Origin of the sequence: Chryseobacterium paridis (genome assembly GCF_016595215.1) — a bacterium.
GTDB classification, from domain to species: Bacteria; Bacteroidota; Bacteroidia; order Flavobacteriales; family Weeksellaceae; genus Chryseobacterium; species Chryseobacterium paridis.
Genome location: NZ_JAENHK010000001.1, coordinates 742,917 through 766,798 on the forward strand (window position 1 = coordinate 742,917; position 23,882 = coordinate 766,798).

Here is a 23,882-nt window from a genome sequence, read left to right on the forward strand (position 1 = left end):
CACATAAATGCTTTTTCATTTCTATTCAATTTTACACTTATTTTTTGATAATTTTACTTAAGCTATAAGTATTGGAGATAGAGAATAATTGATGTTGGTAGCTATATCAAATCTTCTTAGTAAAAAATAACTTGTCCATGGATACGAAAATCATCGAATCTCCTAATCAAAAAAGGCATAATCCTATATTACGGTTCCTGCATTTATGCGGTATTTCTTATGTGTATCTTTTTATTTTCACATCACAGTTTTCGCCTTTAGAGGGAATATATAAAAACGGAGTTTTGTGGTTGTGTAAAAATGTTTTTCAGCAACAGAAGGTAGAATATATTAAGATGACCGGCAGTGGCGATACGACATTAGATTATTGGGTAGTAGTCGTCAATATTTGCTTAGCTGCAGTAGCCGCACTGGTTATACTTCTTGCAGATAAAAAACAGCGTACATTTAAAGATCTTCGTTGGTTTACAGTAGTAGTCGCACGTTATTATGTGGCTATGATCATGATCTCGTATGGTTTTGCAAAATTGAATAATGGGCAGTTTCCCGCGAACTCAATTGGAAGACTAGAAGAAAAAGTTGGCGATATGTCGCCCATGGGTGTAGTATGGACCATGATGGGTGCTTCCTCAGGCTATACATTTGTTTCAGGGCTCCTGGAAACTATTGGTGGACTTTTGCTTCTTTTCAGACGAACCAAAACTTTTGGAGCACTTTTTTCCATGACAGTAATGATCAATGTGGCTCTGCTGAATTTTTTCTATGATGTGCCCGTAAAAATATTTTCCAGCCATGTTGTTTTGTTTTGCGTATTTATTGTAAGCGGTGATGCGATTGCGTTGTATCGTTTTTTTATTTTACATCAGCCATCGCAATTACGTTTTCAAAAACGGACAGCCGACAAAAGATGGAAGCGCGTTACACTTATTGTCCTCAAAGGGCTTGTCGTGGCTTATTTTATACTCACTTCTTCCCCAGTATTGTTCTATACAGCTCCTGCCGTACCAATGGAGGGTGCATATACTGTTGAAGAATTTATGATGAATAATAAGGAAATACCTTCCTGTAGTCAAGATTCTGCTGGATGGAAAAAATTAATAATTAGTCATTCTGGTCGCGCAGGTATAGTTCTTAACAATGACAGTACTAAGACGTTTAAGGGAGTTATTGATACAGGGAAAAATACATTAATACTTCGTAAAACAGAACCGGATAATCCATATGCTTATCTGCATTACCATGTTCAAAAAGACAGCATCATTTTTACAGGAAATATTGGCAGAGACTCTGTAAGAATAAAAACAACAAGAAAGAAGAAGGAAGATTATAAGCTAAATAAACGTGGTTTTCACTGGATCAATGAATATCCTTTTAACAGGTAAGGGTGGTGGGAAAATGCTTTTAGGGTAATTAAAGTTTACATAGTATGGGGTATAATGGAGAAGATGGAAGCGTTTAATGAGATTTGGAAGGGGGTATCTTAGCTGGTAGATTATAAAACTTAGTTAAAATTGGTTCTACAATACTTATTTGATGTACAGAATATTGGTCTTACTTTTTGACTTTTCCTTAGTTTTTTTTAAACGATATTTATATACAGATTAGCAGCAAAGAGTTAAAAAGCATATCCATTATAAATAATTCTATTCCTGGCTTAACATTTTACTTTTAGGCTTCTATTGAAATTTGTACATTAGCTACACGGAAGTGCGTTAAATCCCTGTTTTTGGCAATATACAAATAGTTTGCAGCGAGCAATTAATTAGGGGGATGTACCAAATATTCAATGAAAAAATATTTATGAAACGAGTTTTACTATTACTTGCAGAAGGATTTGAGATTTATGAAGCAAGTGTATTTATAGATGTAATCGGCTGGAACTTAACGGCAGGAAATGGTCAGACAGAATTATTTACTTGTGGACTGAAAAAGGAAGTTAAAAGCACTTTTAATCAGATACTTATCGTTGACTATGTAATAGACGAAATAGAAATTGACGACTTTGAAGCACTTGCAATTCCAGGTGGCTTTGAAGAGTATAATTTTTACACAGATGCTTACAATCATAAGTTCTCTGAAATAATAAAATCATTTCACGAAAAAGAGAAGATTATAGCATCAATTTGCACAGGAGCATTTCCGGTAGCAAAAAGCGGGATTTTAAATGATAAAAACGGCACAACGTACAATCAAAATCCATTAAGACAAGAGCAATTAAAAAATATGGGTGTAAATGTTATTAACGAACCTATTGTTGACGACGACAATATCATTACCTCTTGGAATCCTTCGACGGCAATGAATGTTGCATTTCTGTTACTCGAAAGACTTACAGATAAAGAAAATGCAAACCTGATAAAAAAGAAAATGGGGTTTTAGTTCCCGCTTCTCAAATTTTCCATAGTAATCTTTTATATGTGTTTTCCACAAATATAAAGAAAACTGTCATTTGTATTTTGAGATTTTTGATTTTGCTCAAAACAGATTATGGATCTTTAGGTTTACAGTAGGTTATAATAGGCTATATGCTTATTTATTAATCACCCTTAAAACAATTGCGCCGAAAGAAGAAAATCAAAGTCAAAATCCAGAAAGCTGATGATAGAAAAGATGATCATGTCTTTTGGAGTTGGACGTAGCTTAAAAATATATTTATAAAACTTCAATACCTTTTTTATTCTTCGTTTGGTTCGTAGCTTGTTGGCGGCTTTAACGATTTGCTTTAAAAAGTAGTCTGAGGAAATTCCTGATAGCAGTGAATATTCTGAACTGATAAGCTGAAGAATCTTCGGATCATTGGTGATCCGTGAAAAGTTTTTGATTCTTTTTGGAAGTTCAAATTCGTCATGAAAGTTCATTCTGTTAAGATCTACCATAAAAAAACGGGATACATCGTTGATCTTTTCAAGCAGGAAATTTCCTGGAGAATTATCAATGAACTCGATTCCTTCTTCGTGCAATTGATAAATTAATTGAGTATATGATTTGATGATTTCATTCAGATCTTCAAAAGGCCTATCAGAATAAAAGACATGTTCTAGAGTATGGATGTTTTCTAATTGTTCGCTTATATAGTAACTGTTAGTCAGGCCCAGCCAATCATGAAACTCTACATAGGCAATGGGTTGTGGAGTGTGGAAATTTTTATCAATCAGCATATTTGCATATTCAAAAGACCGCCTTGCTTTGGATTTCCGGTAATATTTATAAACATGCCTGTTGATAAAATTGTGCTGTTTAAAAGATTTAAAATTGAATTTTTTCCCGTTGAGGGTAAACGATTTAACAATATTTCTGCTTCCGGGTCCGATTAACGTGCCCTCACTGTGGAAATTGTTTATAATTCGAATTATTTCATCCTTATAATGAGAATATTCGGGTGTAAGAACAAGATTCATACTATTATAATTGTGGTAATTGTGTAAAATGGTCAGTAGGTTCTCAGTTCAGTATCTGATACAATCTGTTAATTAAGGGCTGCTTTTATCAGGTCCCTTATCTGAAGCTCATTAACGTGATTGGTATTGATAGAAAAACTCTTATCGTTGTAAGGCTTGTATGCGTTTTCATCAGTTACCATAAACAGTCCTATAGTAGGAGTTCCTGAGGCACTGGATAAATGCATCACGCCATTATCTGCTGCAATAAAAAGATCAGTATTAGCAATGAAAGACCCCATTTCCCGAATGTCTGTACTGTAGAAAGACGGGATTTTAAAATCTAATCTGGAGATGTTTTCTACAGGCAGGAGCTCAACGATGTTATAATCCGGGAACTCAGACTGTAATTTTTCATGAAATGAAATCCACCAATCTCTGGAATAGCATTTATCTCCCGTAGCGTTTGTAAAAAGACAAATGGTTTTTTTGTCGTTTTTGATGATTTCACTAAGTTTTATTTTACCTGTTTCAATCTCGTTTTTATCCAGTTTTATATTTAAATCGGGCATTTTATCAGCATTCTCCTGAAATCCCAAATGGGTAAGAAATCTTCGCAAATTGTAAATTGCATTTTTTGCCGCATGTGGATAGTCTGGATATTGCAGATGAAGTTCATCATTCCATTCATTAAAGAACTTGTAATCACCATTGGCCAGCTGTGTGGATAACTTACCTGATGAAGAACTGTGGCTTGTATTGATAACCAGATCATATTTATTCCATCGGAGGGTAAACCATCCTTTTATATATTTCAATAAATTACTGAACGGCTTCTTTGGAAGCTGAATGATGCGGTCAATATTTTCGTAATTTTTAAAAATGATGGGAGAAATGGTTCCTTTTACAAATAAGTCGATTTTGGCATTTGGAAAAGTATCGATGACCTCCTGAACGATTGGGGAAAGCAGTAACAGATTTCCTAATCTGTGATTAGGACGGGATATTAGTATTCTTTTGATGGTTACTTCTTTTCCTTGCTTAATGATGGAATTTGATTTACCAATATTTTTGGTAAGACTCCGCATTATCCTCCTTCTGATAGCATTGAGTTGTTTGGGTATTTTCATAGCAAAAAGGAGATCATTATGATCCCGGATTATGGATTAAAAACTTCTTAAAAAAACACTACGTATTAATTCAATGGAAAAACAATCATTTGATTGATTTTTTTTGCAAAAGTTAATAGTGTTAATAAAATTTAATAATCCTGGAATAAATACAAAAACAAAAACACCGGAGAACACTAGTATTATTAGGTGTTTCCCAAATAAAAAAAATCATTTTTTTTATGAAACAAAATAGCTAGTGCTTTTAACTTTTTATAATCTCTTTAGATTAGCTATTTTAAACTTTGCCGAAGGTTTCTCAATAACATATCTGTAAAATAGTGCTCCTATAATACAAGTCAATAAACAGATCAAAAGCAGGAGATTTTCCGGAATCTCAATATCTAATGAGGTAAGCCCTGTTTGTACCATATGAATAATCCCTTTATGAGATAAATAGATGGCATATGACAGACTGGCGAGCTGGCTGGTAACAGAAGAACGGGATCGGGAAAGGACAGATGAGCTGGAGATAGCAGACATTACAATGAGTCCATAGCTTATAGCGACCCATGTAAAACCAAAAATAGAAGCATTCTTTGAGACTTGCTCATTACAAACCCAGAACGAAAAACCCAGAAGTGCAATACCTGATACAAAAAGGAGATTGCCAAACGTATTGATAAATGCTTTGAATTTTGGCGAAAACTGGAAAAGATAACCGACCAAAACCCCTACAGCCAGGCTATCCAGACGGGTATAAGTAGGGTAGTAGAGGTTCATATACCACTCTTTCCAGAAGTCATCGGTATTGAGGCTTGGAACAATCAATTGATACCATATAAAACATCTGATGATAATACAGAAAATAAGAAGAGATAATATCATATATTTTAAATATCTAAAGCCTCTTGTTTTTATAAATAATAACAATGAAAAAGGGAGAAGCAGGTAAAACTGTTCTTCAATGCATAAGGACCAGGCATGTGAAAAAGTTCCTTTATTGATCACATCCAGGCCATAATTTTGAGTAAATGTGAGAAATTTCCAGAGAGGAGCCAGACTCTCCCTTTCTCTGAAAAAGGGAACAGAAAAATATAATAAAACGGTGAACAGATAAGGTGGAATAATTCTAAAAAACCTTTTGATAAAAAAGGATTTGAGATCGATCGTATTGCGGGCTTTAATTTCTTTAAAAAGCTGATTGGAAATAAGGAATCCACTGAGTACAAAAAAGAGATCTACTCCGGTCCAGCCAAATCGTCCATATTCATCCACCCATTCCGGATGATCAAACGAGCGATAATGATAAAATAAAACCAGAACTATAGCAGCGGCTCTTAAATGATCAAGCCCATAAAACCGTTCAGAAAAGGTGTTCATTATTTATTTTTTTTGCAAATGTTTCTAAAATTGGGCTTTTATTGGAGCTGTTGTTTCAGAATAGGGATAACTGATGGTAGAAAACAATTTTTGCTGTTTAAATGGAAAGTAGAGACATTGACCAATAATTTCATTGCATTAAGGAGATATGCAGTTTTTTATAGGAATGGATTTTATATTTTTGGATATTGTGGAAATGGTAAAAAAGAAAAGAATACAACAGGATATTGGATACCAGATTATTTTCTGGGTAGGGCTGTTTTTGTTTGGGATAGCCAAAAACTATGGGCAATATGACGGAACCAATTTCAAAGAAATCATCATCTATGAGATCAGTCATTGGATCTTTCAGATCGCAGCAGCTAATTTTATTTATTATGTGCTGATTGAATATTTTTTTAACCGGAAGAAATATCTTTTATTTTCGCTGTCACTTGTAGTAAGTCTTTATGCCATTTCTGTGGTCAACAGAATCTTTATTGTGTATGGGGTTGAACCTCTTTTCATGAATTATCCTAAGGATAGCTTTTATGATATTTTTACAGATCTTAATTATTTGCTGTTTCATTATGTATTTTCTATTATCATCGGAGCATTTATTTTTATAGCCACCATGTTTATGTTGAGGTACAGGAATGAAAAAGAGAATGCGGCCCGGCTTTTAAAAGAAAAGGCAGAACTTGAATTAAAGGCATTGAAATCCCAATTGAATCCACATTTTTTGTTCAACACACTCAATAATATTTATGCTCTTTCTCTTACGAATTCTGAACGAACCTCTGAATCGATTCATCGGCTTTCAGATATCCTGGACTATATTCTATATAAAGGACAGAGGAAAACGGTTCTCATTTCCGATGAACTTGAGATCATTAATGATTATGTAGAACTTGAGAAATTGCGCTACGATGAAAGATTAAAAGTGCGTACATTCGAAAAGCTGGAATCTTCAAATACAATTCCACCCTTATTGTTTCTTTCTTTGGTGGAAAATGCATTTAAACATGGGGCGGGTAAAACGTCAGGAGAAGCAGAGATTCATATCTCAGCAGAAACGAATAAAATTCATTCTGTTTTAAAGGTAGAAAATACGTTCAATGGAAATAACAGTTTTGAAAAAGAGGGATTGGGATTAAAAAATATTAAAGAGCAGCTAAAGTTGTATTTTGATACCCGGTTTGAGTTGACCACAACAAAAGAAAATAATTGGTTTACCATTACGATAACGATACCTGCACATCATGATTAATTGCATCATAGTAGACGATGAGCCTCTGGCGATACAGCTTTTGGAAAGTCATATTTCAAAAATAGAAAGTTTGAAACTGATAGGCACGGCTAAAAATGCAATGGATGCCTATAAGATACTACAATCCACACCCATAGACCTCATGTTTTTAGACATTGAAATGCCGGATCTGAACGGAATTGATTTTTTAAAATCACTTCACAAAAAACCAAAGACCATTTTTACAACTGCATATCGTGAATTTGCGATTGAAGGATTTGAGCTGGAAGCGGTAGATTATATTTTAAAACCCATTTCTTTTGAACGTTTTTTCAAAGCAGTAGATAGGGTACTAAGAAAGAATACTGCGACGAAAGAAGAGGGAGAATTTATTATTCTTAAATCAGGAGGATTAAACAAAAGAATTCTGTTGGAGGATATTGTATATTTTGAGAGCTGTGGGAATGATGTGAAGGTGATTGTAAAAGACAACACCAGTATCATTGCGAAGGATAAGATTTCCGAACTGGATATGCTATTGTCACAAAAAGGATTTGTAAGAGTCCACCGTTCTTTTCTGATCAATTCCCAATTTGTTACTGCTTTCAACAATGATGAACTGATGTTGGGCAAGTACTCAATTCCTGTTGGAAGAACCTACAAAAAAGAGGTTGATGAATTTATTACGGACTTTTCAAAGAAGAAGATTAATTAACGGTTCCATTTATATTCCGATCCTATTTTCTCAATTTATAATTTTGCTGTATCCACAAAAATAGCAACTTCTGTATCTGTACCCTTTTGAGGTGATTCCATAACTTTACATCCTAATACAAGCACTATGGAAACGCGCCTTCAGCACTCGAATGACCTTAAATATAGTGAGGTTTACTTTTCCGATCTGGTTCTTTTAAAACAGATCTTTATGCAAAAGAAGGATTCGGATATCGTCAATGAAGATTTTGGACTACCTTTTTTGTTAGCTAAAGAAGCCAATGCTATTGTAGCTTTTGCCAGTCTTATTATCAATGATCATAATGAAATAGATTTTGTAATTTATGAATCGAAAGATTTGAGTGAGGAGGAAAAAGAGGATTTTAGATGGTATGTTGAAGACTACTTTAGAAAAAGCCCTTCAGATAACTATCGTGATCCTGAACAATTGAAAAGTACTACCAGCAGAATTATCGACTGGATTAATGTGTAGTGAATACAGATTCGTACTTGCTTTATTTTAAATGATCATCTTATGGGCAAAGAAGTTTTATACCTCAAAATAGCGAAAACAATTAAAGAGCAAATCCAGACAGAAACCCTTCAGTTTGGGGATAAATTACCCTCTCTCAGAAGTGCTCAGAAATTATACAATGTAAGCCTGAATACCGTAAAGTTGGCTTATATGGAACTTGAAAGCCACTCTCTTATTGAGTCTAAACCAAAGTTCGGTTATTTTGTAAGCCATACTTCACAACGAAAGCTGGCTCTTCCTTCTGTAACAAAAATAAAAGATTCTGAAATAGAAGGACCTAATGAAGATCTGATTGATAAAGTATTTGGAACCATTTCAGATTCTACGATCACTCAATTTGCGTTGGCAATTCCCGGGAAAAACTTTCTTCCGTTGGCCAAAATGAAGAAATCAATTATCAATGTGGTAAAAAGCAAGAATGACAGTGGAACCAATTATGAGCCTGTACAAGGAAGTCAAAACCTTCGTCGTGAAATTGCTAAATGGTCACTGGTAATGGAAGGAAAAATTACGGAAGATGATCTTGTGGTAACCTCCGGAGCTATGAATGCCATTTATAACAGTTTGATGGCCGTCACAAAACCGGGTGATTCTGTCGCTGTGGAAAGTCCTGCATATTTTGGAATCTTACAGGCTATCCAGTTATTAGGATTAAAAACTGTAGAAATTCCTACACACCCTGTATATGGAGTTGATCTGGATGCATTGAAAAAAGTACTACCTAAGCTTTCAGCGTGTTGTTTTGTTACTAATTTCAATAATCCTATGGGATTTCAAATGCCTGATGAAAACAAAAAGGAATTGGTAAGATTGATCACTCATTATAATGTCCCATTGATCGAAGATGATATCTATGGAAATTTATATTTCGGAGCAGAACGTCCAAAACCATGTAAGTTTTACGATGAAGCAGGTTTGGTTATGTGGGTAGGCTCGGTTTCCAAGACAATGGCTCCCGGATTTCGGGTAGGTTGGGTCGCGCCAGGTCAGTTTAAAGATCGGATTATTCGCCAGAAATTGATTCAGACTGTTTGTAGTCCATCCCTGTATTCTGATGTGATTGCAGATTTTCTTGAATTTGGAAGGTATGATCACCATTTGCGAACGTTTAGAAATAAAATGTATTCCAATTATCTGCAGATCCAAAAAGCAGTCACAGCCTATTTTCCCGATAACACTAAAGTTTCTGAACCCAAGGGAGGTTTTATGCTGTGGTTGGAACTTGATAAAAGAATATGCACCGAAGATCTGTTTGACGAAGCTTTTAGTCAGAAGATCAATTTTGCTCCCGGAAGAATGTTTTCTCAATATGATCAGTACAGGAATTGCATGCGGTTGAATTATGCTTTAGAATGGACAGATAGAGTGGAGAGTGATATTGAGAAACTTGGTAACATGATAAAAAATAATATTTAATACGATAAAAATATGAATGCCCAGAATACTGAAGTAAAGATAGTGGCTTATGATCCAAAGTATAAAGAAGCCTTTAAAACCCTAAATGAAGAATGGATCAAAACATTCTTTGTGATGGAAAGCGGAGATTATAAGCTGCTTGATAATCCTGAAGAACATATTATTAATAAAGAAGGCCACATCGTATTCGCTTTGTTGGATAATGAAGTGGTAGGAACTTGTGCTTTAGTAAAAACAGATCCTGTGACCTATGAACTTTCTAAAATGGCGGTAAGTCCTAAAGCTCAGGGTAAAAAGATTGGATATCTTCTGGGAAATGCACTGGTAGAAAAAGCAAAAGAACTCAATGCAGAAAAAATATTTCTCGAAACGAATTCTGTTTTGGTACCTGCCATTAAATTATACGAAAAGCTAGGTTTTAAACACATTGCGATTACTCATTCGGCGTACGACCGATGTGATACACAGATGGAATTAGTTTTTAAGGATTAAATAAAAAAGATATTAGAACTTGGAGTGATCCTCGTTCTAATATCCAATTTAAATCTACTAATGATATGATGAAATTATTTTTTGATAAAAGTTTTTGTTAAAGATTTCTGAGCTCCTATAATCTTTATAAAGTATACTCCACTTGGGATGGTGTTGATATCGATTGTTTCGCCATATTGTCCATCTGATGATTTTGATTTTTTAGATGAAACAATAGTCCCTTTGGTATCAATGACCTGTATGCTGATTTCCTTTTCATCAGATTTGAATTTTACATTGACCTTCTGATCGGCAGGATTAGGGTAGATCGCAAAATCTTCTGTTGATTTTTCAATATTTTTTGCAGATAATGTGTTAAGATCACAATTGGGTAATCTGTTCACTCCATCTATTCCCCAAGAACTTTGAACAGGAATACACAACCAGTTTAATACCGTTGGTAAATGATCTGTTTCTCTTGTGGTAGATAAGTAATTATAAATTTTAAAGTTATTAACCGTGTTGAGGTTACGGGTTGGACTTCCTGTGATCGTAGCGTTGTTACTGTTTGAACTTGAGTCTGTTAATGTATTTCCTGAAGTTTCATCACATTTCCAGTTAGCCAGCAATTGAGAATAATAAGGATGTGAAGACGTAATATTCTGAGTTGCCCAGTTTACCAAAACATTGTTTGGAAGAGCAGATTTCCAGATTCTGATGTCTTTATAAGAAGCGGCCAGATTCTGTCCGTAGGTATTCGTTCCATCCTGATTGATTGTAAGAGGAAGGCCGGAATCAATATTTCCGATCGTATTCATTTTAGCAAAAGTAACAGGTACACCATCTTCATAAAGCGTAACAAGACCATCTCTATCAAAACTTACTGCAATATGTTTCCACTTGTTGGTTTCCATTTTACCACCTACAAGATCAATTCTGTTGGTACCGTCACCGATATTTATTTTATAGGTTTGCCCCGAATATCCTGAAATAACGAATCCTTTGTTTTTTCCGCTGTTCCAGTTTTTATTGCTGATCATTACCGGATCACTTGAAAAATTAGCATTAGGTTTTACCCAAAATTCAATTGTGAAATCCTGAGTACTCCCAAAATTAAAAGGGGTTTGGTTGGCAGGTTTAGCATAAGTTCCTGCAGGGAAATTAAGCTGGTTATGGGTAACACTTGAATTAATTTCAGTCTTACTTATCTGCTGAGGGGTAAGATTAGGATTGGAATAAATGGTAAAGATATTTCTTTCGGAAAGGTTTCCTCCACCATGTCCATCACTTACAGCACCATGATCCGTTGTTAAAACAACCAGCCAGTCCTCATTGTTGTAGGTTGCTCTGTTCTTCATTGCATTTACAATTTCACCAATATAGGTATCTGTTGTCTGCATAGAAGAAACATATTGTGGAACGCTTGAAGAAAAACCATAAGAGTGTCCTGCGTGATCTACATCATCAAAATCAACAAATAGAATATCAGGATTATCATTTTGTAAAGCTGCAACCGCTGCATTTTTTACGGCTAAATCTGTGCTTAAGTTAGTTTGTATATCCGCATCTTTGATAATAATATCGTTGATAGGAGCCCAATGTGCTAATGAAATTGTTCTCAGGTTTGGATTATAGGTTTCTGCACGAGTCAAAAAATCAGGATAATTGATATAATTGGGATTCGTAAAATTGTTATCCTGAATGTTGTGTTTTGTGTGCCATACCCCGGTTAGCATAGTGCTCCAGCCATTTCCACTCCATGTGGTCGCAGCACAAAGGCCATCCAGGGAATAAATTGATTTTGTAATAAGACTCTTAATGTTGGGAGTGTTGGAAGACATCATGACATCCGCGCGACATCCATCAATACCAATAAAAAGAACTTTTTTCGTCTGAGCTCCTAAAAAGCAGCTCATTATGACGGCCATTGAAAATAGTTTTGTTTTCATAGAAATTTTTTTGTTTTTAGAAATGAAAATGTTTACAAATAGTAATTATATTTTATTATTTGTAAAATTAATTTACTATTTGTAAACATGTATGAACTTAAAGTTAATTAAAGGATAAAAAAACAATAAGAAACTGAGGCTGAATGATCAGTAGAAAGATGAAAGAATATACTAGATAACTTCTTCAGCCTCAGAGATGGTATTGAATATGTAATCCGGATTGGAGCTTTCCAGTTCTGTTCTTTTTTGAGCACCGGAAAGTACAGCAATTGTAAGTCCGCATCCTGCATTTTTTCCTTCCTCTATATCGATGACAGAGTCGCCGGCTTTCAACACTTTTTCAGGCTCATTGATGTTGAATTTCTGCATAGCAAGGTGAATCATTTCAGGGCTTGGACGGCTTTCAGAAACATCATTTGCAGTTATAAGCGCATCATAATATACATTTTCTTTCCATCCTAGCTTATCCAGTAGCTGTTGGGCGATTTCGGTAGTGTAACCCGTGTTAAGGACAATCTTTTTATCTTTTGCTCTCATTTTCAGTAAAAAATCTTCCACTCCTTCAATGGGCTTTACTTCTAAGTTTTGGTAAGCTTCTTTTAATTGATCAGAGAAGTTTTCAAAAATAGGAAGCGCTTCATTCGTGTCTCCTCCGATTTCCTGTAATAAACTGTTGATTGCTTCTAATTTTTCCTTTCCTGCACAACTCGATAATACCTTTTCAAGAGAAACATTATATCCGTAATCATTCACAGCGTGCATTAAGGTTTTGTATACTACATTATCTTCATTAATCGTTGTTCCGGCCATATCCAGAACCAATAATTCTATGTTCTTCATTATTTTATGAGTAAATTTTATCAATATTAAATTTTGAAAATCCGCCACTTGCGGTCATTCCTTTTCCACCAATTCCGGTTACAATGTGGATGTTAGGGGATGGATTATGTTCGAAGATATCTTTTGTTTTACATTGTGAATAGATCCCAAACCATCTTCTTTGGATTTCATAAGTAGGGAGATCTATGATCTTTTTAGCCTCGTTGATCATGAATTCATCAATTTCCATATTCAGGTCATATCCTAATGCATCAGAATCCTTTGCACTCGCATACTCATGAGAATCGCCTAAAATAACAGATCCATCAAGAGCTTGTTTAAATAAAATATGGACACCATATTTTTTCTCAAATGAGTTAGGATCCTCTAAAGCTTTGATTCCTTCAAAAGAAGGACATTCCTGAAATGACTCGTATCTTCTTATGGATAATCCGGTAAGGATATTTCCCTGTAAAGAATAAATACCCTGAGGTCTTGTCTGTAGCATCTGCAGTTTAGTGACTACTAAGTCGCTTTCATTGAATACATTAGGGTATAATGTTTTAAACTCGTGTCCTCCACAGATAATTATTTTTGCAGCATTGAGTTCCTGACCGTCTGCAGTTATTGCAACACATTGATGATCAGTTTCGTAAGTTTCAACAACAGTGGTGTTATAGTAAATCTTCAGATCCAGTTTTTCCTGTAAAAGGCCATGAAGTTTCACAATCATTTCAGCAGAATCTATAGACAGTTCCTCTGGAAAAAATAAACCTCCTTTGCAATAATCCGAACGAAGACCATCGAATTTTTTCATACAGTCATTTTTCGATAGCAGAACAGATTCGTAATTATTTTTCTGATTGATCTCATAAAGTTCGTTGATCAGCTGAAGCTCCTCTTCATTAGAAGCTAAATAGACAGAACCATTCTTTCTTATCGTCAAATCTGTCTGAGACTGTAACTCATTATATATTGCTAAACTTTCTCTTCCGAAATTCTGCCATTTAAGATCCATTCCCGATGGTACGACCTGTCCGAAATTCCTTACCGTAGCTCCCTGAGGAAGAGAATTTTTCTCTAATAGGGCTACTTTTAGGTTTCTTTTTAATGCATGGTAAGCGTGGAATGTTCCTAGGATCCCTCCTCCCACAACGATTAAATCAAATTTTGTTGTCATTTTTATTCTATTTTATATCATTTTCGAGGTATCGAAATTGATGTACTGATTATTTTTATTGGATTTTGGTTTCGATTTTTTTTTGAAAGCTAAATAGGCAATGACCGAAAAAATCAAAACGATCATGACGATAATATAATTGAGATGAATATAAAAATTCAACCATGATGTCTGTGCAGAACCAAAGTTCTTATAAAGCAGTATTAAAACACTTCCCAGATAGCCAAATGAATCTACGAAATAAATTAAAAATCCTACATTACCTTTAATATCGAAAGCAGCTATCATCCGGTCAAAATAAATACCATTGAAAGGAATATAGCACAAATACATTCCAAGCCCTGACAACATCATCCATAAAAAAGGAGAGATCATGTTGTGCTGAAAAAAATAAGTCGAAAACCCAACGATTCCTATGGCTGTAAAAAGAATGTAATGATAGTAAGCAAAAGCTTTTTTATTGTTTTTCACTTTTACCATGAAACTTAAAATTAAAAGAACAACAATGGCGATGGGAATTTCCGTAAGGGTAAATACAGAACTATTAGTTTTGAAGTTGATACTATCCCAGATCTCACGATTAAAATTATCCCTGAAATCCCTTAAAATAGTTAAGCTTATGTACAAAACAGTAATGCAGATCATTGGGATAAAGAACTGATGGATCAATCCTTTTCTTGCTGCTTTATCAAGAGGTTGTCTTTTGTTTTTTAATAAAATATCTTCTTCAGTTGGTTTAGGGATTCGGTTTAATAAAAGACCGAAGACGATCAGAGGAATAATGAAAACCAGACCAGCAGTAAAAGGCATCCAGAATTCTGAGATCCCAAACGTATCCATAATAAATTTTCCAACTGATTTAGTGAATCCGGAAGAAACGACAAAGCTTGAGCATAGGAACAACCCTATGATTTCGGTTGTTTTTCTTCCTTCGATATATGAAAAAACGATCCCCCAGATTAATCCCAACGGGAACCCGTTAATAAACATGAAAATGATATTGTAAGGTGCAGGAACGACTGCAAAACCCAGTAACGCAAGTTCCGCAATGGCAATGAAAGTAAAAAGATAGAAGATTCTTTTTTCTGGCTTTAATTCTGAAATAAATCGGATTCCAATAAATTTTGAAATAAAATATCCGGCAACCTGAGCGATAATAATCAATACTTTATAATCGACCCCAAAATAAGCAAGGCCTTCGAATGATGCCACCGTAAAAGGTTTTCTAAAACCATACATGCAGAAGTAAACACCAAAAGCAGAAAATGCTGCTTTCAGTGTTACTAATGTGTTTTTTTTGATTGTATCAGCCATTTTGATCGTATTAAAAATTAAGCTTGATACCCAGATTAAATCTTACCCCGTAGTATTCAACTTGTTCCGGACGATCTTCATTTTTTCCGAAATGATAGATAAGCGGTTTGTTCAAGATGTTATTGACATCTGCGTACAACATTAAATATTTGGTAAATTGATAAGACCCTCCAAAATCTAAACTGCTGTATTTCCCGTAATAGGTATCATTGATGTCATCCTCAGCATATTCAACTGCATATTTTCCTTTATAGTTGTAAGCTAGCCTTGCATTGAATCCTTTTTTCTCAAAGAAAAGCTGAACGTTATATAATTCCTTAGCCTGGTAAGGAAGGGCAACCTTTCTGCCACTTGGTTTTTCCATTTTTGAAGTCATGAAAGTTGCATTCAACTGTGTTCCAAAATATTGTAAAAAACCTGGAAGAAAATCGAATCTTCTGTTCAAACCAAGTTCAAGACCACCCAAAGAAGCTGCTTTTCCATTATTGGGTGCTGTAAACTGCACGCCTGTATTTCCATTATAAGTCCCAATAAAAGAGTCCTGAAAAACGGGATCTGTAATTGATTTATAGAAAACTCCACCACTCAAAATACCTACATTGGAAAAGTAGTATTCTCCCATTAAGTCAAGATTGATAGAATAGGTAGGATTCAGGTTTGGATTCCCGCCTTTAAATTCATTATCTGCTTCAATATAAGTTCCTCCTGGAGTCAGGTCTCCGAAATTAGGTCTTGAAAAAGTTCTTGTTGCTGCAAAACGAAGGTTTGTTTTATCATTTAATGTATACTTGATATGCAGCATGGGTAAAACAGCAAGATATTTTTTAGTGTTTTCAACGGGAACCAATTTGTCATCAATTACGTTGTAACCCTTTACTTTCGTGTTGGTATTGGATAATCTGATTCCTCCTAATACTGTAATTTTATCATTTATTTTGTAAGTCCCCATCCCATAAGCATCTGCATGTTTTTCAAATACATCGAAGTTTCTTCCCAGAGCTTTATTGTATTCCAGAGCTTCGGAATCTGCAGGATTTATCTTTAAATTTCCCTGATTCTGAAACCAGAACTGATCCATTCCTGTGGTTGATAAAACAGGACCGAAAGTGTTCCCGATATGGGCATTCATTTCGCTTAGATATTTAGGTCCGTTGGGTTGAGTGGTGATGTATTGACCGGATTGTGATAAAAGCGGTGCTGTTCCGTTGCTCCAGTTGTAGAAAATATCTGAAAACTTTGCAGTACGTTCTTTATCTCGGTATTTAAAACCATATTTTAAAGTCAATCGATCAGAAATATTCAATTCGTGGTTGAATGCCGCTACAATTTTATCTTTCTCATCAACAAAAACTTTGTAAAATTCAAGATCAGTAAATCTCATCTGTGAAGCATCCATTTTAAAATTAGGATCACTATAGAATCCAAATAAGGCATCCGGGTCTTTATAATCTAATTTCCCTCCATCAGCTTTCCAGTAGGCTCTTGGCCCATTTCCATGATCCGCAATATAATTAGGGTTAATACCAACACCAGATTGAGTGTATTTGATTACGTAATAAGAGTTATTCTGTTTGTCGGGAATGTTTCCGTATTTGAATCTGTTATCATAATAAGATACATCCCAGTCAATTTTTCCTTTGTTCAATTGGTGGATCCCACCCAATGAAACAGAAGTCATTTCAGTAATTAAAAGGTTATGAATGTTTTGCAATTCAACTCTTGCTGTATTATTCGCAGAACTGAATTTATCAAATCTGATTCTGTGTTTATAATGTGTTTCATCATCAGATAGTGTTCCGAACATTCCTTTTGCATATAAAGTACTTTTTGGAGACAGCACGTATTCGAAAGCAGTATTGATCCCGGTTGTTTTTCTAACTCCATTATAATCACGAAGTTCTAATCGGAAAACCCCTTCATCACCACTTCTTCTTGCCTCAAAATTATCTGTAGACCAGTTTCTTGTAAAATGAGCAACGTTAAGCAGGTATCCGAATTTTTTATCTTTTGTTCTTCCTCCGTACAATAGCCCAAGGTTATAAACTCCTTTGTCGGATTTAGCATTGTAACCACTTCCAACTGTGATTTTTAATTCCTGTTTCATCGGAGGTGTTTTTGTAATAAAATTCACTCCACCACCGATTCCATCGGCTTCCATATCTGGAGTGAAAGATTTATTTACATGAACATACGAGATAAGCTCTGTTGGAAAAAAGTCAAAAGCAGTTGCCCTTGAAGTGGTTTCCTCTTCTGCTGTTGGCAGCCTGTTTCCATTGATCGTTGTGGATGCCCAAAAAGGAGGTAGCCCCCTGATGGATACAAATCTTCCTTCACCCTGATCTCTTTCAATAGAAACACCCTGAACACGTTGAACAGTTTCTGCAGCATTTCTGTCCGGTAATTTTCCGATTCCATCAGAAGCAATAACATTGGAAATGTTGATTGCATTTTTTTGAAGACTTAAAGCCCTTGCTTCACTATTTTTCAAGGTAGCAGTAACAACGACTTCATCTATATTTTTATGTTTTTGGGATAATGTAATAACACCCAGATCAGTGTTCTCTTCAGATTTTACCTGTACAGTAATATTATTGTTTTCGTATCCAATATATCCGACCTGCAAATTATATTCGCCTGTTGGAAGATCAGTAATGGTAAATTTTCCATCAAGATCTGTGACAATATTTTTAGATAGACCTTTTATTTTTATAGATGCCCCCGGGAGAGGCTGATTCTCATCTGATACAATTCCCGTAACAGATCTCTTCTGGGCCGAGACCCAACCAATGAAACAAAGAAAAATAAGGAGTAATAATTTCTTCGATTTTGTTTTCATTTTTACAAATATTAAATTTTTATGCAAATCAAGCTAATAATTTTAATATATGTAAATATTTGGTGTTAAGTAATGATTAACAAATACGCGTAATTTGTTAAGCATGTATTACGAAAAATCATACTTAAAAAACAGGATAAAAGATTAATTAATGCTGTAAAACAGGTAGTTTGATGTTTTTATTCAATAAAAATGTTTAAAAACCTGGACTATGCAGAACGTAAAATGAGTTTACTTTCGATTCATTTTAATGAATTTCAAAAAAGCAAAAGTTGAATATTTGTAAACTTTCTTAATAGATTTAGGCTGAAATTTGTCAAAAGAAGAAATGAAGAATAAGGTGATTATTTATCAGAATAAAAATATAATACTAACATAATGCAGCTTTCATTACTGATGCTTACCGGAACGTGCGGTAATTTACCATTGAAATACAGTGAATCTCCTTCGTGTAAAATTACTTCTTCATTATCTATAAGATATTTTACTTCACCCTTTAGAATGTATTTGAACTCCCAGGCATCTGTAATTACCTTTTCTCTTTTAGAATTAGGTTCCAAGGTTAATAGCACCGCTTCAAAACCTAATGAATGAAGACTTTTGCTAAAAATATGGAGATATTTAAAGCCCTCAGCTTCTACTTCTTTTTCGATAAGCTGCTGGCTGTCTTTAGGTAAATAGATGAATTTAGCATTTGATTTCTTTTCAACTCCTTCGAAAAAGAAGCTGGCATCAATTTCTAATGACTGAATAAGATCCAAAAGAACAGGAAGTGAAGGAATAGTTCTTCCATTTTCAATTCTTGATACAAGACCATTGCTCACGTTCGCTTTAAAAGCCAGTTCATTAATGGTTAAATTGTTTTTCTTTCTAATATCTTTTAATCTCTTCCCGATACCTATTAAAAAATCATTCATATAATTAAAAATTTAACCTAAACTGTTTTCAGTATTTGCTAATTACAGCAAATGTAGTATTATTCTCTAAAGTTTTCACCAAATTTGAAATCATTTCATTTAAAATCATATCATCTATACGATCGGGGCGTTTGCTTTCTTTTTGTTATTTTTGTGAAATTCGTTACTTATGAAAAAAATTATTCTGATCGAAGACGAAACAAGTGTTGTTTCTTTTATTAAAAAAGGGCTTCAGGAAAAAGGCTATGAGATTTCAGTCGCTTTTGACGGGCGTACTGGAGTACAGCTGGTAGAAGCCAATGAATTCGATCTGGTAATTTTAGATATTATGCTCCCGGAAATGAATGGGTTGGATGTCTGTAAAGAGATTAGAAAGACCAATCAGCATGTTCCGATTTTATTTCTGACCGCATTGGGGACTTCAGAAAATATAGTTCTGGGTCTTGAAAGTGGCGGAGACGATTATCTTGTAAAACCTTTCAAATTTATTGAACTGGTAGCTCGCGTAAAATCTTTACTAAGAAGAAGTGTTACCAATAGTGCAACACAGGAAACTGCAGAACCGGAAGAAGATAGTGAATATATTTATCAAGTTTCTGACCTTGTTGTCAATGACTATACTAAAAAAGTAACACGTGCGGGAGAAGAAGTTACACTCACTTCAACTGAATATAAACTACTTATGTATTTTCTTAATAATCCCGAAAAAGTAATTTCCCGGGCTGAAATTCTTGATGCTGTTTGGGGAGTCAACTATGAATTGGGGACGAATGTGGTAGATGTATATGTTAACTATCTAAGAAAAAAGCTCGATAGCCAGGATGATCAAAAGTTGATACATACAGTAATAGGAATGGGGTATGTTTTAAAAAAGCCATAATATAGATGTTTAATAAAGTTGTTACCACTCAAACCAAGACAATGGTGCTTTTAATGGTCGTTTTTACAACCATTATACTATTGTTTGGAGGGCTGGTATATTTCTCAATTGTCAACTTTTCGCATCAGAGGTTTTATGAATTGCTGAAGATCAGGACCACTACTATTGTACAAATTGAAAAAGGAAAAGAACATTTGGATCTTCCTGAAAATTATATCCTGAACAGCCTGAATGATGAAGAGCTGCCAATGGAAAAGGATTATGTATTTATGGTTCCAACAGATTCCAATTTCAAGAAAATATCTCAGGAGGTTCATATTCCCGATACCTTTTTCAAAAATATCATGAAAAAAGGCGAGGACAATTATAATGATAAAGAGTTTTACTATATAGGTCAGTCTTTCAGGTTTCATGATAAAGATTATATAGCAATAGCTTCTGCTAAAAATCACTATCTCATTTATTACCTGGGATTTCTGAAAAGAACATTAGTTACCTGTATTGTACTTTCATTGTTCTTCAGTATGATCTTCTCTTTCTATTTGTCGAGAACTTTATTTAAACCCATTTTAAAGATCACAGGAAAAGTAAAAGAGATCAGTTCTGAAAATCTGCATTTGAGACTGGAATCCCATCCTGATAATAAAGAGCTTAATGAGTTAGCAGACACTTTCAATGATATGCTGAACCGTATTGAAACTTCATTTGAAACCCAAAATCATCTGATCGGAAATGTTTCTCATGAATTAAGAACCCCGCTCACATCCATTATGGGGGAAGCTGATGTAGCCCTTTCTATCAACAGAACTGCTGAAGAATACAAAGAAACATTGGAAATTATTCTGGACGAAGCAGAAAAGCTTGATAAAAAAATTAAAGCACTACTGATGATTGCGCAAACAGGGTTTGATGGTAAAATTCAGAAAATAGATAAAGTAAGGATCGATCAGCTGCTTTGGGATGTAATTGAAACCCTGAGGAGAATTGATACCCGAAATAACATTTATTTAGATATCAGTATGTTGCCTGAAAATCCAAAAAAACTGAAAGTTCGCGGAAATGAGCAATTGCTGCATCTTGCGGTAGCCAATATTATTAATAACGGATGTAAATATTCTAATTTCCAACAGGTGAAAGTTTCATTAGGAGCAACAGATACTGATGTTTACATTATTGTAAAAGATAATGGAATCGGAATTCCCGAAGAGGAAATGAATAAAATTTATGATCCTTTCTTTAGGGCTTCTAATACAAAAAACTATGAAGGGTATGGTATAGGTTTACCATTAGCCAGAAATATTGTAAGAATGCATCATGGAGAATTGATTGTAAGCTCTCACGAAAATCAGGGGACAACTGTTCAGCTTCGTTTTCCTAATTTCTATACTATGCAGGCGGAAGATCCGGGAATGTAAAGAGGGTATTTAGTAAAATCGCAAAATCGCTGAATTGCGAAATTGCTTTTTTAGGTTGAGGATTTATTCTACTATTATGACTTTCAGAGTTGCGTCGTATTATCCATGGTCTAATTTTTTTTCAATACCTATTCCATATCGTAATGTTTTATACCTTTTTCTTTCAGAGGACTTTTACTCCATTCCTCCCACTCACTAGTGTAAGGGTTATAACCACATTTCAACGGTTTTGAAGTATCCAAACCTTCCGAATTTGTATGTGTCCGTTCTGTATAAGCTCTACAATCTGTACACATGTAACGGAACTCACAATCTCTACAGACTTCGATATGATCTTTTGTGAGATTCCAATATTTTTTAAAATCAGGATGTTCTAATGCCCCTTCTAATGTTGTATCTTTTATATTGCCAAAATTTTGAGACATACTTGGACAATTTCTGATATTTCCATTTGTATCAATAGATATTTTCTTGTTAAGACATGAATTACAATGTATAGATTCATAATAAAATGAACGACTCGAATTCATATTTTCTAATTTGACTGAACCACAACTAATGGGTATCTTAATCGTTTCTTTGTTTTTGATAATCTCAATAGAGCCATAATCTTTTCTTAGATTCTCATCAGAAGAATGCATTATAAATTGTAAATATTTTTCTGAATCGATATTGCCATTTATAATAAAAGAGAATATTTCAGGGGTATATTTTATGACAATTGAAATTTCATTAATATATGTTTCATTAAACAACCTAAGTAATGAAAATAGTTCTAGTATTTCTGTATTAGAAAACAAAGGTGTTGTCCGAATTTGAATAAACCTAATCTTACTTTCTATTATTTGTGGAATAATTCTTTCACACAAAATATTAATATTATCAAGATCAATAATTAAATAATTCAAACTGTTTGGTTCGTCAATTTTATTATTTGAATTTTTGAATCTATTTAAGTCTTTCTTTGAGGAAATAATTATTGCAAGTTTATTTGATATTAAAAAATCAATATATTGCTGTAATATTTTATTAGATTCATCATCCAAACTTTTTTTTAAAAGAAGATAATTTTGATTATCATTTACTAGCAGATCATATAAGATATTTGGTATGAATTTTAAAAACCCGGAATTGGTATCAAATATTATTGACCTACTGAAACCTTTAGTAATCTTTACAGATTCAAATAACTTTAAATACATATTTTCAAAATAATGAATACTGTTTAGGCGAACGTAAAATATGAGTGGTAACTTTTTTTACATTTTTATTATGAATTGGTTTTATTTGAACTATATTCTTACATTTTATCCATTCTTGTAGTGAATATTGTGTTCCTTTTAACTGTATTTTTTCTTTCATAATAAATTTGCTATGTATTTACCTATGTTATAGTTGCCAAAATAACTGACCTGATGAAATTGGCCCAATGGATTCACTTCCAAAAAATGAAATTCATTTTTGGTCTTTAATAAATCAATCGTTCCACATTTTAATTTTAATACTTTTGCTAATTTCAAAATCTTATTTTTCAAAGATTTTGGCAGCTCGTATGGAATATATTTCTTATCAATTTCTTTGATGTTTCTTATATCAACATTATTTTCAAAGTCAAAAGTTGCAATTGACCAGATTTTATTTTCAAAAAAAAACGTCCGGATTTCAAAATCAGATTGAATCATATTCTGCAATAAAGTAGGCACTATACTTTTTTTGTTTGGAATTTTTTCTTGAAAAATTTGACAGGTATAATTTAAATAAAGATCTTTATCATTAATAATAGGTTGCATTTCAGATATTGCTTTTGTAATATACTCTTTTTGTGATATAGTTTGTCTAATATTTGAAACTTCTGAAAAAATGTAGGTTTCTGGAATTTTAAAACCAATCAAACTTGCCAAATGCAGAACTTCTAATTTATTTACTTCTTTAACAAAAAAATTTCCATACATAGAAATGTTTTTTGCTTTCAAATAATAGAATATGAAATTTGTAATTGATTTATACTCCTTTTTATAGAACTCTCCTATCTCTATATCAATTTCTTCCTTGTTGTTAAAATGAATTGTATCATATGAAATACTTCCATTTCTATAAAAAACGGATTTAATTTCATTTAAATTATACGAAATATTATCGACAGAAATTTCAAATATATTTTGATTGAAGTCAAAATATATTGAAGAGATTACTTGATTTTCATTTAGGCGGATAAATTTTTTATTTTCTGATAATAACCAAGAACAAATTTCATCTGTAATTGAATCATTATATTTACTTACCAAAAGCACCATACATTTTTAAATGTGAATCAACAATATGTCTATTATAAAACAAAA

Annotated in this window: 20 protein-coding genes; 9 read left to right on the top strand and 11 right to left on the bottom strand. The window is 33.7% G+C overall.

What is annotated here, in order from left to right:
- Positions 1 to 131: 131 nt before the first annotated feature.
- Together JHL15_RS03485 and JHL15_RS03490 are read left to right on the top strand one after the other, a co-directional pair.
- Positions 132 to 1,382 (top strand): hypothetical protein, encoded by a 1,251-nt coding sequence (locus JHL15_RS03485; RefSeq protein ID WP_200242819.1) that lies wholly within the window; start codon positions 132 to 134, stop codon positions 1,380 to 1,382.
- Between the two features lie 418 nt (positions 1,383 to 1,800).
- The gene (locus JHL15_RS03490; protein ID WP_200242823.1) at positions 1,801 to 2,379 is read left to right on the top strand and encodes a DJ-1/PfpI family protein; all 579 of its coding nucleotides are present in this window, start codon (positions 1,801 to 1,803) and stop codon (positions 2,377 to 2,379) included.
- Between the two features lie 167 nt (positions 2,380 to 2,546).
- Here JHL15_RS03490 and JHL15_RS03495 read toward each other — a convergent pair whose 3' ends face one another.
- The 3 genes from JHL15_RS03495 to JHL15_RS03505 form a co-directional block, all read right to left on the bottom strand.
- Positions 2,547 to 3,398, bottom strand: coding sequence for a lipopolysaccharide kinase InaA family protein (locus JHL15_RS03495; RefSeq protein ID WP_200242826.1), 852 nt, complete (start codon positions 3,396 to 3,398; stop codon positions 2,547 to 2,549).
- Between the two features lie 68 nt (positions 3,399 to 3,466).
- The gene (locus JHL15_RS03500) at positions 3,467 to 4,507 is read right to left on the bottom strand and encodes a glycosyltransferase family 9 protein (RefSeq protein ID WP_200242828.1); all 1,041 of its coding nucleotides are present in this window, start codon (positions 4,505 to 4,507) and stop codon (positions 3,467 to 3,469) included.
- A gap of 252 nt (positions 4,508 to 4,759) precedes the next feature.
- Entirely contained in the window at positions 4,760 to 5,869 is a 1,110-nt protein-coding gene (locus JHL15_RS03505) for an acyltransferase family protein (RefSeq protein ID WP_200242830.1), read from the bottom strand.
- A gap of 148 nt (positions 5,870 to 6,017) precedes the next feature.
- Between JHL15_RS03505 and JHL15_RS03510 the strand changes: the two genes are divergently transcribed.
- The 5 genes from JHL15_RS03510 (at position 6,018) to JHL15_RS03530 (ending at position 10,254) form a co-directional block, all read left to right on the top strand.
- A complete protein-coding gene (locus tag JHL15_RS03510) occupies positions 6,018 to 7,118 on the top strand; it encodes a sensor histidine kinase (RefSeq protein WP_234047673.1) in 1,101 nt (366 codons plus the stop codon).
- Positions 7,111 to 7,812 carry a LytR/AlgR family response regulator transcription factor gene (locus JHL15_RS03515; RefSeq protein ID WP_200242833.1) on the top strand — a complete coding sequence of 234 codons (702 nt, stop codon included), beginning with the start codon at positions 7,111 to 7,113 and terminating at the stop codon, positions 7,810 to 7,812. The genes JHL15_RS03510 and JHL15_RS03515 overlap by 8 nt, the downstream gene beginning before the upstream one ends.
- A gap of 126 nt (positions 7,813 to 7,938) precedes the next feature.
- Positions 7,939 to 8,304 (top strand): hypothetical protein, encoded by a 366-nt coding sequence (locus JHL15_RS03520; protein ID WP_200242836.1) that lies wholly within the window; start codon positions 7,939 to 7,941, stop codon positions 8,302 to 8,304.
- A gap of 42 nt (positions 8,305 to 8,346) precedes the next feature.
- A complete protein-coding gene (locus tag JHL15_RS03525; protein ID WP_200242839.1) occupies positions 8,347 to 9,762 on the top strand; it encodes an aminotransferase-like domain-containing protein in 1,416 nt (471 codons plus the stop codon).
- A gap of 12 nt (positions 9,763 to 9,774) precedes the next feature.
- Positions 9,775 to 10,254, top strand: coding sequence for a GNAT family N-acetyltransferase (locus tag JHL15_RS03530; protein WP_200242842.1), 480 nt, complete (start codon positions 9,775 to 9,777; stop codon positions 10,252 to 10,254).
- 74 nt (positions 10,255 to 10,328) lie between these two features.
- Here the strand turns inward: JHL15_RS03530 and JHL15_RS03535 are convergent, their stop codons facing one another.
- The 6 genes from JHL15_RS03535 to JHL15_RS03560 form a co-directional block, all read right to left on the bottom strand.
- Positions 10,329 to 12,182 carry an alkaline phosphatase family protein gene (locus JHL15_RS03535; RefSeq protein WP_200242859.1) on the bottom strand — a complete coding sequence of 618 codons (1,854 nt, stop codon included), beginning with the start codon at positions 12,180 to 12,182 and terminating at the stop codon, positions 10,329 to 10,331.
- 171 nt (positions 12,183 to 12,353) lie between these two features.
- Positions 12,354 to 13,022, bottom strand: coding sequence for an HAD-IA family hydrolase (locus tag JHL15_RS03540; protein ID WP_200242862.1), 669 nt, complete (start codon positions 13,020 to 13,022; stop codon positions 12,354 to 12,356).
- 4 nt (positions 13,023 to 13,026) lie between these two features.
- On the bottom strand, positions 13,027 to 14,181 hold the full coding sequence (locus tag JHL15_RS03545; protein ID WP_200242865.1) for a TIGR03364 family FAD-dependent oxidoreductase: 1,155 nt from the start codon (positions 14,179 to 14,181) through the stop codon (positions 13,027 to 13,029).
- A 12-nt stretch (positions 14,182 to 14,193) separates the two neighbouring features.
- Complete coding sequence (locus tag JHL15_RS03550; protein ID WP_200242868.1) at positions 14,194 to 15,495, bottom strand: DUF5690 family protein; 1,302 nt, start codon at positions 15,493 to 15,495, stop codon at positions 14,194 to 14,196.
- Between the two features lie 10 nt (positions 15,496 to 15,505).
- Entirely contained in the window at positions 15,506 to 18,331 is a 2,826-nt protein-coding gene (locus tag JHL15_RS03555) for a TonB-dependent receptor (protein ID WP_200242871.1), read from the bottom strand.
- Between the two features lie 344 nt (positions 18,332 to 18,675).
- A complete protein-coding gene (locus JHL15_RS03560; protein ID WP_200242873.1) occupies positions 18,676 to 19,248 on the bottom strand; it encodes a helix-turn-helix domain-containing protein in 573 nt (190 codons plus the stop codon).
- Between the two features lie 169 nt (positions 19,249 to 19,417).
- Here JHL15_RS03560 and JHL15_RS03565 point away from each other — a divergent pair, with 169 nt between their 5' ends.
- A complete protein-coding gene (locus JHL15_RS03565) occupies positions 19,418 to 20,128 on the top strand; it encodes a response regulator transcription factor (protein ID WP_200242875.1) in 711 nt (236 codons plus the stop codon).
- Positions 20,129 to 20,133: 5 nt separating this feature from the next.
- Positions 20,134 to 21,543 (top strand): sensor histidine kinase, encoded by a 1,410-nt coding sequence (locus tag JHL15_RS03570; RefSeq protein ID WP_200242877.1) that lies wholly within the window; start codon positions 20,134 to 20,136, stop codon positions 21,541 to 21,543.
- A 128-nt stretch (positions 21,544 to 21,671) separates the two neighbouring features.
- Here JHL15_RS03570 and gwsS read toward each other — a convergent pair whose 3' ends face one another.
- On the bottom strand, positions 21,672 to 22,745 hold the full coding sequence (gene gwsS / locus JHL15_RS03575; RefSeq protein ID WP_200242878.1) for a grasp-with-spasm system SPASM domain peptide maturase: 1,074 nt from the start codon (positions 22,743 to 22,745) through the stop codon (positions 21,672 to 21,674).
- A gap of 156 nt (positions 22,746 to 22,901) precedes the next feature.
- Positions 22,902 to 23,837: an ATP-grasp domain-containing protein gene (locus JHL15_RS03580; RefSeq protein WP_200242879.1), complete on the bottom strand. Its 936-nt coding sequence runs from the start codon at positions 23,835 to 23,837 to the stop codon at positions 22,902 to 22,904.
- Positions 23,838 to 23,882: the final 45 nt, after the last annotated feature.